At 70.9% G+C, this 15,273-nt stretch carries 13 protein-coding genes; 10 read left to right on the top strand and 3 right to left on the bottom strand.

Going from position 1 to position 15,273, the window contains the following annotated elements:
• Positions 1–79: 79 nt before the first annotated feature.
• Positions 80–523, bottom strand: a complete 444-nt coding sequence (locus tag ACRQ4B_RS00520) for a MarR family winged helix-turn-helix transcriptional regulator (RefSeq protein ID WP_439692784.1) — start codon at positions 521–523, stop codon at positions 80–82.
• A gap of 413 nt (positions 524–936) precedes the next feature.
• Between ACRQ4B_RS00520 and ACRQ4B_RS00515 the strand changes: the two genes are divergently transcribed.
• From ACRQ4B_RS00515 to ACRQ4B_RS00500, 4 genes are all read left to right on the top strand, one after another.
• A complete protein-coding gene (locus tag ACRQ4B_RS00515; protein ID WP_439692783.1) occupies positions 937–3,018 on the top strand; it encodes a choice-of-anchor G family protein in 2,082 nt (693 codons plus the stop codon).
• Between the two features lie 181 nt (positions 3,019–3,199).
• Positions 3,200–3,367, top strand: coding sequence for a hypothetical protein (locus ACRQ4B_RS00510; protein ID WP_439692782.1), 168 nt, complete (start codon positions 3,200–3,202; stop codon positions 3,365–3,367).
• A gap of 39 nt (positions 3,368–3,406) precedes the next feature.
• Positions 3,407–4,234, top strand: coding sequence for an ammonia-dependent NAD(+) synthetase (nadE, locus tag ACRQ4B_RS00505; protein ID WP_439692781.1), 828 nt, complete (start codon positions 3,407–3,409; stop codon positions 4,232–4,234).
• A 178-nt stretch (positions 4,235–4,412) separates the two neighbouring features.
• Entirely contained in the window at positions 4,413–5,867 is a 1,455-nt protein-coding gene (locus ACRQ4B_RS00500) for an SPFH domain-containing protein (RefSeq protein ID WP_439692780.1), read from the top strand.
• Positions 5,868–5,894: 27 nt separating this feature from the next.
• Here the strand turns inward: ACRQ4B_RS00500 and ACRQ4B_RS00495 are convergent, their stop codons facing one another.
• Positions 5,895–6,284 (bottom strand): hypothetical protein, encoded by a 390-nt coding sequence (locus tag ACRQ4B_RS00495; protein ID WP_439692779.1) that lies wholly within the window; start codon positions 6,282–6,284, stop codon positions 5,895–5,897.
• A 39-nt stretch (positions 6,285–6,323) separates the two neighbouring features.
• Positions 6,324–7,265 (bottom strand): phosphotransferase, encoded by a 942-nt coding sequence (locus ACRQ4B_RS00490; protein ID WP_439692778.1) that lies wholly within the window; start codon positions 7,263–7,265, stop codon positions 6,324–6,326.
• Positions 7,266–7,534: 269 nt separating this feature from the next.
• On the opposite strand from ACRQ4B_RS00490, the gene ACRQ4B_RS00485 reads away from it, so the two are divergent.
• The 6 genes from ACRQ4B_RS00485 to ACRQ4B_RS00460 all read left to right on the top strand — a co-directional run bounded on the left by ACRQ4B_RS00485 (position 7,535) and on the right by ACRQ4B_RS00460 (position 15,270).
• Positions 7,535–9,517, top strand: a complete 1,983-nt coding sequence (locus tag ACRQ4B_RS00485; RefSeq protein WP_439694335.1) for an MDR family MFS transporter — start codon at positions 7,535–7,537, stop codon at positions 9,515–9,517.
• Positions 9,518–9,575: 58 nt separating this feature from the next.
• Positions 9,576–10,163 carry a TetR family transcriptional regulator gene (locus ACRQ4B_RS00480; protein ID WP_439692777.1) on the top strand — a complete coding sequence of 196 codons (588 nt, stop codon included), beginning with the start codon at positions 9,576–9,578 and terminating at the stop codon, positions 10,161–10,163.
• A gap of 478 nt (positions 10,164–10,641) precedes the next feature.
• Positions 10,642–11,976, top strand: a complete 1,335-nt coding sequence (locus ACRQ4B_RS00475; protein WP_439692776.1) for an enolase C-terminal domain-like protein — start codon at positions 10,642–10,644, stop codon at positions 11,974–11,976.
• Between the two features lie 66 nt (positions 11,977–12,042).
• The gene (locus ACRQ4B_RS00470; RefSeq protein WP_439692774.1) at positions 12,043–13,281 is read left to right on the top strand and encodes an ABC transporter substrate-binding protein; all 1,239 of its coding nucleotides are present in this window, start codon (positions 12,043–12,045) and stop codon (positions 13,279–13,281) included.
• 101 nt (positions 13,282–13,382) lie between these two features.
• Positions 13,383–14,360 carry a carbohydrate ABC transporter permease gene (locus tag ACRQ4B_RS00465; protein WP_439692773.1) on the top strand — a complete coding sequence of 326 codons (978 nt, stop codon included), beginning with the start codon at positions 13,383–13,385 and terminating at the stop codon, positions 14,358–14,360.
• Positions 14,353–15,270 carry a carbohydrate ABC transporter permease gene (locus tag ACRQ4B_RS00460; RefSeq protein WP_439692772.1) on the top strand — a complete coding sequence of 306 codons (918 nt, stop codon included), beginning with the start codon at positions 14,353–14,355 and terminating at the stop codon, positions 15,268–15,270. Before ACRQ4B_RS00465 ends, ACRQ4B_RS00460 begins: the two co-directional genes overlap by 8 nt.
• The last annotated feature ends 3 nt before the right edge of the window (positions 15,271–15,273 follow it).

Raw genomic sequence — 15,273 nt, 5'->3', positions numbered from 1 at the left:
GGCAGGGCGGTGCGCGCGGTCGGCGTGTGCCGTCGCGTGGGTGGGGCCTCCGGCGGGCGGCCGGGAGGCGCGGGGTGCGCTAGCGGGTGGGCTCGGGCAGTTCGGCGGTCACCTTCTGCAGGAGTGCCTGCAGGGTGGCTCGCTCGTCGGGATCGAGCGGGGCGAGCAGGACGTCGTCGAGGGCGATCATGGCGTCCTCGAACCCGGCGATCAGGGCGATGCCGGCCTCGGTGGCGTGGACGCGCTTCGTCCGGGCGTTCTCGGCGTCCGCGCGTCGTTCGACGAGCCCGCGACGCTCGAGTCCCTGCAGGAGGCTCGAGACGCTGGCTGCACTGGTCCGGGTGATCTCGGCGATGTCGCGCTGAATGGCCCCGGGGGTGTGCTGCAGGTACCCGAGCACGAAGCTCTGCTCCTGGGTGAGGCCGCGTTCGCGGACCCACTCCTCGGCTGCCTTGCGCTGCGCCCACCCGATCCAGCGCATCTGCTGGAGGGGCGAGTCGAACCGGGGTGCCTGCTGCGTCATGATCAGAACGCTAACTGTTTGATCTCTAACTGTCAACACTCGAACTGATTCGCCGCGCGCACCCCGAACGGGGGTATCGCCAGTCCGGGGTCCCTGGCTTGTAGATTGCTCAGGAACGCGGTCTCACCAGCCGCCCATCCTCAGCCCGGCGACGCTGCCGGGCCCAATCCGAGGGGATCAGGACATGGCACGAGGACGAACGATGCGCGCACGCTCGATGCGCCCGTCCGTCGCTGCCGGTGCCCGGCCCCGTCGCACCGGGGGTGATCGACCCGGATAGCCGCGCCCGCGCGCAGCACGACGCGCACACGTGACTCCGGGCCCGCCCAACCAGCGAGCCCGTCGGATCCCTCGTCTCACCGCCGGGGGATGGATCAGCGGCGGAGCACCCCTCCGCCGGAGGAAGAGGCACCATGCCACGCACTGCAACACGCTTCGCGCTCCGCGCGGGCGCCACGGCCACCGTCGCGGCGGTCATCATCGGCGGAGCCGCGCTCCCCGCCCACGCCGCCGCGTCCGACGCGACGCAGGCCGAGGGTCGGCTCATCGCCGGCAGCGGCACCGTCGACCTCGACGACGTCGCGGCGCTCGCCGGGTCGTTCGGGGCCACGGCTCCGGGCGGCACCGCCGCCGGACAGTCGGACCCGCTCGACCTCTCGGTGCTCGGCAGCATCGGGATCAACGTCCCCGGCGGCATCCAGCTGCTCGGGCAGAACGGTCTGGTGAACGTCGGCGTCGCCGGCCAGGTCGCCGCGACCGACACCGGCTCGGCGGTCGCCGCTGCGGGGGCGGTCGGTGCCGACGGCGCGATCCAGGTCGGACCGGGCACCCCCGGCGCCGGGGCGACCGTGAACCTCACGCCGCTCCTCGCCGACCTTGACGTCGACGACGTGGTGAGCCAGCTCTCGGTCGGGCTCGGCGCGCTGTCCGCCCGGGCCGAGGCCACCCGGACCTTCGACGGCGCCGACGTCACCACCGACTACCAGGTGGCCGGTGCCCAGGTGCGGCTGGTCAGCCCGGCCGTGCAGCAGCTCGTGACGTCGCTCGACACCACGCTCGGCGCGACCGACGACCGGGTCAACGGCGCACTCGGCGGTGACGGTCTCACCACGGACCTCACCGCGTCGCTGACCGGACCGGTGACCTCGGCGCTCAACACGCTCGGCCTCGGGGTGCTCGCGCTCGACGGCACCACGGCGGAGCTCACCGCCGACGTCGACCTGCAGGGTGCCCTCGCCACCGTGACGGAGCAGCCGCTCACCGACGGGCCGGTCGCGATCGACCTGTCCACCGGCGTCGTGACCGTCGACCTCGCACAGCTGTACACGCTGAACGACCTGCCCGCGAACACGAAGCTGCTCGCGAGCGACACGGTCAACGCGCAGATCACCGGCGCGATCTCGGACATCCTCACCGAGCAGCTGCCGACGCTCCTCACGACGGCGTTGACGAACGCGCTCGACGTCGCCGACGTGCAGCTCGTCGTCGACACCGGCGTCGACCTCCTCGGCGCGAACGCGGCGGGGCTCACGCTCACGGTCGACACCACCGTCGGCGACCTGCTCGGCACCGGTGACGGCGCGACGCTCACCGTCGAGGGCACCGGGATCCTCGCACCGGTGCTCGGCGCGTTGGACACGGCGCTGCAGCCACTGCTCGGCTCGACGATCGTGCCGGCGCTCACCGGCATCGTCGGCGACGTGCTCGGTGGGGACTTCGTCGCCGACACCGTGCAGACCCTGCTCACCACCGTGACCGCCACCGTCACGGCGCTGGACCCGCTGCTCGACATCGTCAACCAGCTCGTCTCGATCACGATCAACTCGCAGACCGCCCCGGCGTTCACCGAGCCGACCGCCGACGCCACCGGAGCCACCACGGTCCGGGCCGTCCGCGTGCAGCTCCTGCCGGCGACCGACCTGGCGACCGTCGACCTGGCGACCGCGACGGTGCAGGCGGATCCGTACGCCGGCATCACGATCACCTCGCCGGAGGACGGCACCGACTACGCGGTCGGGACCGACGACGACACGACCGACGTCCCGGTGACCGGCACCGCGGAGCCGGGCGCCGACGTCGACGTCACGCTCGACGGCGACGACGACGGCGTGCAGTCGACGGTCGCGGACGAGGACGGCACCTGGACCGTCACGTTCCCGGGCGTCCCGGTCGGCGACCACGAGGCCGTCGGGGTGGAGACGATCGGCACGCTCGTCAGCGACCCCGCCGCGGTGACCTTCGCGGTCGCGGCGGCGCCGGTCGACCCGACCGACCCGGGGACCCCCGGAACGCCCGGCACCCCCGGTGCCGGCGGCGGGACCGGTGGCAACGGCAACGGCAACGCCGGTGCGGGCGGTGCGGGCAGCGGCTCCGGAGCGGGGACGGGTTCGCTCGCCTTCACCGGTGCCGAGGTCCTGCCGCTGCTGCTCCTCGCCGGGCTGCTCCTCGCGGCCGGCGGCAGCACCCTCGTGGCGCGACGCCTGCGTCGCGCCTGACCCGGACGGGCGTCGGCTGGGTACCGGCGCCCGTCTGCAGGACCCGCGGCGCCTCCGGGTCGTCGCGGGTCCGCCGGTGCGGTGGTGGTTCGGGCCACCACCGCACCGGGCGGAGGTCCGGGGCGCCACCGCTCCGGCTCCGTCCGTCCCCGTCCGACCCGCCAGCGAAGCGAGGACCACCGTGCACGACCACGACACCCACCCGCTCGACCGTCACGTCGGTCCGCCGCACGTCGAGCGGTTCGTGCTGACGAAGGAGCAGGGGACGATCTCGGTCGTCTGCACGTGTGCCATCGGCGCCGACCACGACAACACCATCCGCCCGGTCGGCGCAGAACCCGTGCGCTGACCCCTGTGCACCGGGCCGTCGCAGCGGGATACTGGGGTGGTGCGTGAACTCCAAGCCGCCATCGCCGCGGACCTCAACGTCCAGCCGACCATCGACCCCGAGCAGGAGGTCGCCCGTCGCGTCGGGTTCCTCCGCGACTACCTGCGCACCACGGGCGCCAAGGGCTACCTCCTCGCGATCAGCGGCGGGCAGGACTCCACGCTCGCGGGCCGCCTGACGCAGCTCGCCGTCGAGTCCCTCCGCGCCGAGGGGCACCCTGCCGAGTTCACGACCGTCCGCATGCCGTACCGGGTCCAGGCCGACGAGGACGACGCGCAGCTCGCCCTGCAGTTCATCGCGGCGGACCCGGGCATCACCGTGAACATCGAGCACGGCGTCGACGGGGTCGTCCAGGACACGGCGGCCTCCGGCGTCGACCTGAGCGACTTCGTGAAGGGCAACGTCAAGGCCCGGATGCGGATGGTCGCCCAGTACGCCGTGGCCGGGCAGCGCGGCCTGCTCGTCGTCGGGACCGACCACGCGGCCGAGGCCGTGACCGGCTTCTTCACGAAGTACGGCGACGGCGGCGTCGACCTCACCCCCCTCACCGGCCTGTCGAAGAGCCAGGGACGTCAGCTCCTCGAGCACCTCGGTGCCCCCGCCCGCCTCTACGAGAAGGCCCCGACGGCGGACCTGCTCGACGAGACCCCCGGGCAGACCGACGAGGCGAACCTCGGCCTCAGCTACGCCGAGATCGACGCGTACCTGCAGGGGCACGACGTGCCGATCGAGGTCGCCGAGGCGATCGAGTCGCGCTACCGCGCGACGGAGCACAAGCGCCAGGTCCCGGCGACGCCCTTCGACGACTGGTGGCGTGCGGGCGCGTAGACGACGACGCAACACCGTCCTGGAGGCGCGGTGCGGGTCCGACCCGCGCCGCGCCTCCGGTCCGTTCTCCACACCCCGGTCCGTGGGGCTGACGCCGGCTGCCGTCCGCTCCTAGGATGGAAGGCAACGGAACAACAGATGCGGAATCCAGGTTGCGGCCTGGTCCGGAGGGGGAGCCATGGAAGTCCTGTTCGCGCTCGGAGCCGTCCCGCTGATCGTCGTGGGGGTCATCGTCCTCGCGGTCGTCGCGCTGGTCTACGCCAAGCTCGTCTACCGCAACGCCGGGGCGGACGAAGCGCTCATCATCACGGGCAAGCGGTCCCGCAAGGTGAAGAACTCCGACGGCACCGAGACCGTCGAGTCCGGCATCAAGGTCGTCCTCGGCGCCGGGGTGCTCGTCCGGCCGTTCTTCGAGAAGGTCGCGAAGCTCTCGCTCAGCTCGCGGGCGATCGACATCAACGTCAACGCGCAGGACTCCCGCGGCGTGACGATCGACGTCGAAGCGGTCGCGCTCGTCAAGGTGGGCGAGGCCGACGCCTCCATCCGGGCGGCGGCGCAGCGCTTCCTCGGGCAGGAGAAGAAGATCGACGACTTCGCGCGCGAGGTCCTGTCGGGCTCGCTCCGCGCGTCGATCGGTGCGACCGACGTGTCGACGATCATCCGCAACCGCGACCAGCTCACGGTCGCGGTGCTCGACGTCGCGAAGGACGCGCTGCACAGCCAGGGTCTCGACGTCGACTCGTTCGAGATCAAGGGCATCTCGGACCGCAACGAGTACATCAGCGACCTCGGTCGTGCCGAACGCGCCCGCGTCCGGCTCGAGGCCGAGAACGCCGAGGCCCAGGCCGACCGCGAAGCGCGCGAAGCCCGTGCCACCGCCGACCAGGCGATCGCCGAGGCGGAGAACACCCTCGCCATCCGTCGTGCCGCGCTGCAGCTGGACGCCGATCGTGCCTCGGCAGAGGCCGCGGCAGCCGGACCGCTCGCCCAGGCCCGGGCGGCGCAGGGCGTCGTCGAGCAGGAACAGCTCACCGCGCAGAAGCGCGCCGAACTCCGTCGTGCCGAGCTCGAGTCCGAGGTGTCCGCCGTCGCCGAGGCGCAGGCGCGCAAGACCCGGGTCGAGGCCGAGGCTGCTGCTGCCGCCCAGGTCGAGACGGCCCGCGCCCAGGCCGAGGCCCGTCGGATCTCGGCCGAGGCGATCGCCGTCGAGGCCCAGGCCGAAGCCGAGGCACGCAAGCTCGCCGCCGATGCCTCCCGCGCCGAGGGCGAGGCCGCGGCCGATGCGATCCGCGCCAAGGGTCAGGCGGAGGCCGACGCCACGAAGGCCCAGGCGGACGCCCTCGCCCAGCACTCCGAGGCGGTCCTGCGGGTCAAGGCCATCGAGACCCTGCCGAGCATCGCCCGCGAACTCGCAGCGCCGATGGGCAACATCGACAAGCTCACCGTCGTGTCGTCGGACGGTGCCGGTGCGCTGTCGAAGAGCGTCGTGAGCCAGTTCAGCGAGGTCGACGCCCTGCTCGGCACGACCGCGGGGTTCACCCTCAGCGACATCGTGAAGAGCACGACGACCGGCCAGGCTGCGGCCCGCGCCGTCGTCCGCGAGCACGCGGCCGAACCGGCCACGGCCGAGTAGGCGTCCGCCCGACGGGGGCGGCGGGGATCAGCCCTCGTCGCGCCCGTCGTCGTCCTGGTGGTCGCGCTGCTGCCCGCCGGCGTCCTCCCGCTGGTCGGCCCACCGCTGCTGCCAGACCACGCTCCGCGCGGCGCCCTCGAGCACGTCGTCGACGCTGCGGCCGGTCTGGGCCGCGAGCGCTCCACTGAGGCCGGCGGTGAGGGTCCCGCCTGCCGAGGCGAGTCGTTCGACCACCTGTTCCTGTCGTGCGGTCAGGGGTTCGTCGATCATCTCGTCGACGGTGTCGCGGATGTTCTGTTCGCTCGCGTCCAGGGCCGCCTCGTCGCCCGAGTGCAGCGCTGCTGCCTCGCCGACGACGACGAGTCCGAGCCGCGCAGCATCGTCTTCCGGACGCTGGGCTTCGTGCTCGTCAGTCATGAGCGGGACCGTACGCTCCGCGGTGTCGCGCTTCCTGGATCACCGGGGTACCGCCCACCGGCGGATCAGCCACTCCGCGGCGGCCAGGCCTTCGCGACGCTGGAAGTCGCGGAGGGTCGGCATGTTCGGGACGGCCGGCCGCGAGGCCTTCTCGAAGAAGGTCCCGGCGAGTCCGGCGAGCACGGCGTCCACGGTCGGCGACGGCAGCCCGGCGAACACCGGGTGGGTGGCGAGGTGCCGCTCGACGTCGGTGTCCTCGCCACGGACGAGCACGTCGAGCAGGTACGTCAGCGGGTCGAACCAGTGCGCGCCGACGGACGCCCAGGGCCAGTCGACCACCCACACGTGCCCCGCGGCGTCGACGAGCAGGTTGTCGGCACGACAGTCGACGTGGGCGAGGTGCCCGCCGTCGACGGACGCGGTGGCCGACCCGGCTGCTCGTGCGAACGCCGGAGCGCTGGCGGCCACGTGTCGCGGGACCACCTCGGGCAGGCCGTCGGCGAGCATCCGGTCCCACGCACCGAACTCCTCCGCGAGCTCGTCGGCCAGCCGCGGCAGCGTCGCGAGGTCACCGGTGGCGAGGGGCAGCGTGTGGAGCGCGTCGAGCACCGCGGCGACGTCCGACCCATCGGGGGTGCCTCCGGGGTGCCGGCCGTCGACGTCCTCGAGGACCAGCGCGATCCAGTCGTCGCCGTCGACGGTCTCGCGCGGGGTGGCGAGCAGCCGAGGTGCCTGCACGCTCGACGGCAGGTGCGCCATCACCCGCGCCTCCTGTTCGTGCAGTCGGAAGCCGTCGGCGTTGCGCGACCGGGCGAGCGTCTTCACGAAGGCACGTCGACCGTCCGCGGTCACGACGCGGTCGGCGCCACCCGGCGAGAACCCGCTCGCCTGCGAGTCGGCCCGCACGATCCGGCCGCCGAGGGTGTCCTCGACCTGCGCGCGCACGGTCGCCGGTACCTCGGTCCACGTCGTCCGCCCCATGTCGGTCCACGGTAGCTGAGCGGTCGTTCACCAAACGTGAGCAATGGGAAAGTTTGCGTTGGCAGCAAAGGTGCTCATGGTGTAAAGTTGCAGCGTCTGCAAGGTTGACCCGCCGTCATCGGCCCGCCACACGCTCCGGCGTCCCTCGCGACCACGCTCCAACCACCACACGCATCCCTGAAGGATCCGCATTGTCCACTGCCACCGCACCCGTCGAGGTCCAGCGCGGACGACAGAGCTCACCGGCCAGCGCGCCGGGGAAGCCGATCATGTCGCACCGCCAGATCCTCCTCGTCATCTACGGCCTCATGGCCGGCATGTTCCTGTCGTCGCTCGACCAGACGATCGTCGGCACGGCGATCCGCACCATCGGCGACGACCTGCACGGCCTCGACCAGCAGGCCTGGGTCACGACCGCGTACCTCATCGCCAGCACCATCACCACGCCGATCTACGGCAAGCTCTCCGACGTCTTCGGGCGCCGCCCGCTCTACATCTTCGGCATCGCGGTGTTCATCCTCGGCTCGCTGCTCTCGACGATGTCGACGTCGATGATCATGCTCGCGGCGTTCCGCGCCTTCCAGGGCATCGGTGCCGGCGCGCTGATGTCGCTGCCGCTCGCGATCATGGGCGACATCCTCGCGCCCCGGGAGCGCGCCAAGTACCAGGGCTACTTCCTCGCCGTCTTCGGTATCTCGTCCGTGATCGGCCCGCTCATCGGTGGTCTGTTCGCCGGCGCCACGAGCATCCTCGGCGTCACCGGCTGGCGCTGGGTCTTCCTGATCAACGTGCCGATCGGCGTCGCAGCGCTGCTCATGGTCATCGCCTTCCTGCACCTGCCGAAGTTCGGCGACGCCAAGGCGAAGCCGCGCATCGACTGGTGGGGTGCGACCTCGGTCATCGTGACCCTCGTCCCGCTCCTGCTCGTGGCCGAACAGGGCCGCACCTGGGGCTGGGGCTCGGCCGGCGCGATCGCCTGCTACGTCATCGGTGCCCTCGGCCTGATCGCCTTCCTCGTCATCGAGACGCTCATGAAGGACGACGCGATCATCCCGCTGAAGCTGTTCCGCTCGGGCACCTTCTCGATGGCCACGATCCTCGGCTTCCTGGTGGGCTTCGCGATGTTCGGCGCCATGCTGACCATCCCGCTGTACCTGCAGATCGTCACCGGGCTGACGCCGACGGAGTCCGGCTTCGCGACCCTGCCGATGATCGGTGGTCTGATGATCGCCTCCATCGCGTCCGGTCAGATCGTCGCCCGCACCGGCAAGTACCGCATCTTCCCGGTGATCGGCACCGCGCTCGTCTCGATCGGCTACGTCGTCCTGACCTTCATGACGATCGACAAGCCGCTCTGGTTCCTGATGATCGGCATGTTCCTGATCGGCCTCGGCCTCGGGCAGCTCATGCAGAGCATCACCCTCGCCTCGCAGAACTCGGTGCAGCCGCGTGACATGGGTGTGGCGACCAGCTCGGCGACGTTCTTCCGCCAGATCGGTGGAACGCTCGGCACCGCGGTGCTCCTGAGCGTCCTGTTCTCGATCATGCCGGCGAACATCCTGCACGCCACGGCCGACCAGAAGAACCTGACCGGTGCGCTCGACGCAGCCCTGAACCCGACGGTCGCCTCGGCGAAGGCGAACCAGGGCGTCATGGACCAGATCTGGAACCCGATCGTCACGCCGATCAAGGAGCAGGTGCAGTCCGGTCTCGACGCCGCGACGGCGCAGGTGACGCAGGCAACGGCGGGCGCTCCCGAGGCGGTCCAGCAGCAGGCGCTCACCGCCGCTGCCGACAAGGCGCACGCCAGCGTGCAGGACGGCAAGCTCGTCGTGGACTGGTCCGACCAGGGGCAGCGCACCTACTGGGTGAACGACCTCGCCCCGACCCTGTCGAAGCAGATCGACAAGGGAGCGAGCGACAAGGGCTCCTCGTCCAGTGAAACGAGCGACACGTCGTACCTCAACGGTGCGGACGCAGCCCTGACGAAGCCGTTCATGACCGGGTTCAACTCCTCGGCCGTCACGGTCTACTGGGTCGGCTTCGCGGTCATCCTGCTCGCCTTCGTCCTGAGCTGGTTCTTCAAGGCGCCGCCGCTCCGCAAGAGCTCGGCACTGCAGGAGCAGGCGGACAACGACCGCACGGCAGACGACCTCGAGGTCCAGGCGGTCACGGCCGCGGACACGATGGGCTCGCCCACCGCTCCGGTCACCGGATCGATCCCCGTCCAGCGGGGCGCGTCGGACCGCTAGGCCGCACGGGGCCTCCCGCCAGCAGGCGGGAGGCCCCGAACCGCACCAGGAGCAGCACGTGACCACCACCGAAGCACGCACCACCGCCGGCGACAGCGGCCTGCGGGAGCGCAAGAAGCAGCAGACCCGGGCCGCGATCCACCTCGCCGCGCTCGACCTCGTCACCGAGCGGGGGCTCTCGGGCGTCACGGTCGAGGAGATCTGCGCCGCCGCCGGGATCTCACCCCGCACGTTCTTCAACTACTTCCCGTCGAAGGGGAACGCCGCCCTCGGCCTGCCCGCGACGACGATCCCGTACGACGCCCGCACCGCGTTCCTCGCCGCGGCGGGACCGCTCGTGTCGGACCTCTGCGAACTCGTCGCGCAGACCGTGAACCTCCCTGAGGACCGCCGGCGGATGAAGGCCCTCGTCCAGGCGCGCCCGGAGATGGTGCCGACGATGCTGCAGTGGATGGCGGACGCGCGGCTCGCGATCGTCGAGGTCGCCGCCGAGCGCACCGACGCCGACTCCGCCCGCACCGCGGTGACGCTCGTGATGGCCGCGGTCATCGAGGCGGCGCACCGCTTCACGGTCGCCTCACGCGACGAGCTGGCGCACCGCCTCCGCGAGGTGGTCGCCGAGATGGCGCGGATCGCCACCGCCTGACGCGGCGCGAGCCCGCCAGTCGTGAGCCCGCCGGCCCGTCAGTCCGCCCCGAGACTCGCGCTCCGCGACCGGTCTCGCGGCGCAGTGCGCGCGATCCGTCGCGTGCCCCGAGACTCGGTCCGCGGGTCGCCCCCGGCGCGACGCGACCACGGACTGGAGGCGAGGTGCGGGTCCGACCCGCGCCGTCCCTCCAGGCCGTCGGCGCGTTCCGACCCATCGCAGCCGTCCTGGAAGGCGGATTCGCGCATGGGAGGTCGGAACGGGTGACCTCCGATGCGCGGAACGGCATCCCTCGCGCGGAACTGCCTCCGATGCGCGGAACAGCCTCCGACGCGCGGAACGGCACCCCGGCGCAGTCATCGGACCACTCGGCGCGCTCTGTGGCTGAAACGCAACCGAAACGACTCTTGACACGAGAGACATCGGATGTTTCGATTGCCTCGTTCGGTCGACGGCGACCGGACGGGCAGGAGACACGATGAGCCGCATCACCGGTCTGCGCGTGCGCGACATCCGGTTCCCGACCTCGCGGGAACACGACGGGTCCGACGCGATGAACCCGGCACCCGACTACTCCGCCGCGTACGTCGAGGTCACCACCGACGCCCTCGACGGCCACGTCGGCGCAGCGTTCGTCTTCACCATCGGCCGCGGCAACGAGGTGCAGGAGGCGGCGATCGCAGCCCTCCGCGAGCACGTCGTCGGAGCGGACGCCGAGACGGTCCTCGATGACATGGGCAGCACGTGGCGCGCCCTCGTGCACGACTCGCAGCTGCGGTGGCTCGGCCCGGAGAAGGGCGTCATGCACATGGCGATCGGCGCCGTGGTGAACGCGCTCTGGGACCTCCGGGCGAAGCGCGCCGGGCAGCCGCTCTGGGCGCTCCTCGCCGACATGTCTCCCGAGGAGCTCGTCGACCTGGTGGACTTCCGGTACCTCACCGACGCGATCACCCCGGCCGAGGCGATCGAGCTGTTCCGGACGGCCGAACCCCTCCGCGCGGAGCGTCGCCAGCGGCTGGAGCAGACCGGCTACCCGGCGTACACGACCACCCCCGGCTGGCTCGGCTACGACGACGACAAGCTCGCACGCCTCTGCCGCGAGGCCGTCGACGAGGGCTTCACGCAGATCAAGCTCAAGGTCGGCGGCGACGTCGACGAGGACATCCGACGGATGGGCATCGCCCGCGCCACGGTCGGCCCGGACGTCCGCATCGCGATCGACGCCAACCAACGCTGGGACGTCGACGAGGCGGTGGCCTGGATCGACCGGCTGCGGGAGTTCGACATCGCCTGGGTCGAGGAGCCGACCAGCCCCGACGACGTCCTCGCCCACGCCGAGATCGCCCGCCACATCGCACCGATCCCGGTCGCCACGGGGGAGCACATGGCGAACCGGGTGATCGCGAAGCAGCTGATCCAGGCCCGGGCGATGAGCGTGCTGCAGATCGACGCCACCCGCGTCGCCGGGGTGAACGAGAACCTCGCGATCCTGCTCCTCGCCGCGAAGTACGGCGTCCGGGTCTGCCCGCACGCCGGCGGGGTCGGCCTCTGTGAGGCCGTCCAGCACCTGTCGATGTTCGACGCGGTCGCCCTCACCGGTGACCTCGACACCCGGTGCATCGAGTTCGTCGACCACCTCCACGAGCACTTCGTGACCCCGGTCGACGTGCACGACGGTCGCTACTGGCCGCCGACCGCTCCGGGAGCCGGCACCGAGATGCTCGCCGACTCCCTCGACACGTACGAGTTCCCGGACGGCCCGGTCTGGGCCGGTGCCTCCGAGCCGCTCCCCGACGCCGTCCGCGTCGCCTGACGCCAGTACTCCCGATCAGCAAGCAGACCCCCCTCACCCGATCACCACGACGAAGTGGAGACTCCGATGCAACGACGACGAATGATCGCCGGGCTCGCGGCAGCAGCTGCCGCGGCCCTCGTGCTCACCGGCTGTTCCTCCGGCAGCAGTGCCGGTGGGAGCCAGTCGAAGGACGCCCTGACCTGGTCCATGTGGATCGCCGGGAAGGAGGACAAGGCCGCCTGGCAGAAGGTCGCCGACACCGTGAAGAGCGAGGACGGCATCACCCTGACGATCCAGGGTGCCCCGTTCGAGAACTACTTCACGAAGCTCAGCACGCAGTTGAGCGCGGGCAGCGCCCAGTGCGTCGTGAGCATGCAGTCGCTCCGCGCCGCGAACTACACCTCGTCGCTGCTGCCGCTCGACGACCTCGCGAAGAAGCAGGGCGTCGACCTGTCCGAGTTCGACAGCACCGCACTCGACGGCATGAAGGTCGACGGGAAGCTCTACGGACTGCCCTACGACACCGGGCCCATCATGATGTTCTACAACCGCGACCTCTTCAAGCAAGCCGGTGTGGACGAGCCGAAGCCCGGCTGGACGGTCGACGACTTCGAGGCGGCCGGCGCTGCCCTCAAGGCGAAGGGCATCACCGAGTTCGGGTCGACGGTGTCCGACCTCAACCTGGAGTCGCTGGTCTACGGCTACAACGGCGGCCGGGTCATCACGGAGTCCGGCAAGCTCGACGCGACGGACACCAAGTTCGCCGACGGTCTCGACTGGCTCGCGTCGCTCGTGAAGAAGGGCTACGCCACGCAGGCGTCGTCCGACTCCTCGACGCCGGGCAACGACTTCGCCGCCGGCAAGGTCGCGATGTACACGGACGGTCCGTGGTCGCTCATCAGCCAGAAGGCGAAGGTGAAGTTCGACCTCGGCGTCACGACGCTGCCCGCCGGCACCTCGGGCCCCTCGACCTTCGCGGCCGGCTCCGGGTTCGGTGTCTCGAAGCAGTGCAAGTACCCGGACCAGGCGTTCAAGGCGGTCCAGACGATGACCAGCGAGAAGGTGCTGACGTCGCTCGCCGAAGAGGGACGCGCCTTCCCGGGCCGCACCGCCGCCCAGTCGGCCTGGTACTCGAGCGCCGGCATCGACGGGGCCGAGGCCGCGCTCAAGGCCGGACTCGCGAAGTCCTCGCCGCTCCTCGGCAACAAGCAGAGCGACCAGCTCTCACAGCTGTTCACGCAGTACGCCCTGCAGGCGGTGAACGGGCAGACCTCCGGCAAGGAGACGATGTCCTCCATCGCCGGCCAGCTCGGCACGCAGTGACGGACTGAACCAGTCATCGGACTGGAGGCGCGGGTCGACCCCGCCCCGCGCCTCCCGTCCGCCCCATCCCAGGACCGCGCGAACGACGAGGAGGTCGTCGCATGACCACCATCCAGGACCCACCGGCCGAAGCGGCCGTCCCCGCGGTCGCGACCGCGGTTGCGGCCGGTGCCGCCACCCCGCGGCGGAAGGGCGGCGAGGACACGAGCGCGCTCGGTCGCCGCTCCTGGTGGGGCGCTGCGTTCGCGGCACCGCACTCGATCGGACTCGTCGTCTTCACGGCGTTCCCGATCATCGCGTCGCTCGTCGTGAGCTTCATGAACTGGCCGATGCTGGGCGAGCGCAGCTGGGCCGGCATCGAGAACTACGCCCGGCTCTTCGCCGATCCCGTCTTCCGCACGGTCGCGCTCAACACGGCGCTGTTCGTGGTGCTGTACGTGCCGCTGAACCTCGTCGTGTCGCTCGGGCTCGCCGCCTGGCTGACCCCGCGGATCGCCGGCCGGCACGTGTTCCGCGTCCTGTTCTTCATCCCGACCATCACGCCGATCGTCGCGAACGTCGTGGTCTGGCGGATGCTCTACCAGCCCGGCGGTGCGATCGACGCGTCGCTGCAGTCCACCGTCGGGGTGCACGCGCCGAACTTCCTCGCCGACGAGCACTGGGCGATGCTCGCCATCGTCGCGATGAGCGTGTGGCAGGGCTTCGGCTACAACATGCTGATCTTCTCGGCGGCGCTCGACGCCGTGCCGGAGAACCAGATCGAGGCGTCGCAGCTCGACGGGGCGAACGCGTGGCAGACCTTCTGGGCGATCAAGTTCCCGCTCATCTCGCCGTCGGTGTTCTTCGCCACGATGATGACACTGATCACCTCGTTCCAGGTGTTCGTGCAGCCGTTCGTCCTCACGAAGGGCGGACCGGGCACCGCCACGGAGACCCTCGTGCAGTACATCTACAACACGGGCTTCCAGAACCAGCAGCTCGGCCTCGCATCGGCGGGCGCCTGGGTGCTGTTCGTCATCATCCTCGGGATCACGGCCGTCCAGTTCCTCGGACAGAAGCGGTGGGTGCACTATGAGTGAAGCGGTCCGCGGGCGCCTCGGTGCCACCACGTCGAACCGGACGGTCAACCCCCGCGCCGTGTCCCGGACGACGTCCGCGCCACGACCAGGCCGGCTGCGGCACGCCATCGGCTACGCGCTGCTCTGCCTGGTCGCCCTGCTGTTCGTCTCGCCGCTGATCTACATGGTCGCGACGAGCCTGAAGCCGGCGGACCAGGTGTTCACCACCCCGCCGACGCTGTGGGGCCGGTCGCTCGAGTGGGACAACTACGTCCAGGCGTTCACCTACCTGCCGTTCGCACGGTTCATCCTCAACGGGATCCTCGTCGCGGCGGCCGGTACCGCGATCAACGTCGCCGTCGCGGTGCTCTCCGGCTACGCGTTCTCACGGCTGCGCTGGCGCGGACGGAACACCGTGTTCCTGCTGTTCCTCGTCACGCTGATGATCCCGCAGGACGTCCTCGTCATCCCGATGTACGTGATGATGCAGGGCTTCGGGTGGGTCGACACGTTCCAGGCGCTCATCGTCCCGTGGGCGTTCACGGCGCTCGGCGCGTTCCTCATCCGGCAGTTCTTCCTCACCGTGCCGCAGGAGCTCGACGACGCGGCCCGCGTGGACGGCGCCGGAGCGATCCGGACGTTCTTCTCCGTGATGCTGCCGCTCGCCCGGCCGACCATGGCGGTGCTCGCCGTCTTCTCGTTCATCTCGTACTGGAACTCGTTCCTCTGGCCGCTCGTCGTCGTGAACGACGTCGAGGCCCACGGCACCATCCCGCTCGGACTCCAACAGTTCTTCGGGCAACAGGGCTCCGAGTGGAACCTCGTGATGGCAGCATCGGTCATCTCGATGCTGCCCACCGTCATCCTGCTGATCCTGCTCCAGAAGCACCTCGTCAAGGGCATCGTCACCTCCGGCCTCGGCGGCCGGTGACGT

This window comes from Curtobacterium sp. SP.BCo (assembly GCF_051903265.1).
GTDB lineage: Bacteria > Actinomycetota > Actinomycetes > Actinomycetales > Microbacteriaceae > Curtobacterium.
This window is presented reverse-complemented; position numbering and strand designations above follow the sequence as displayed.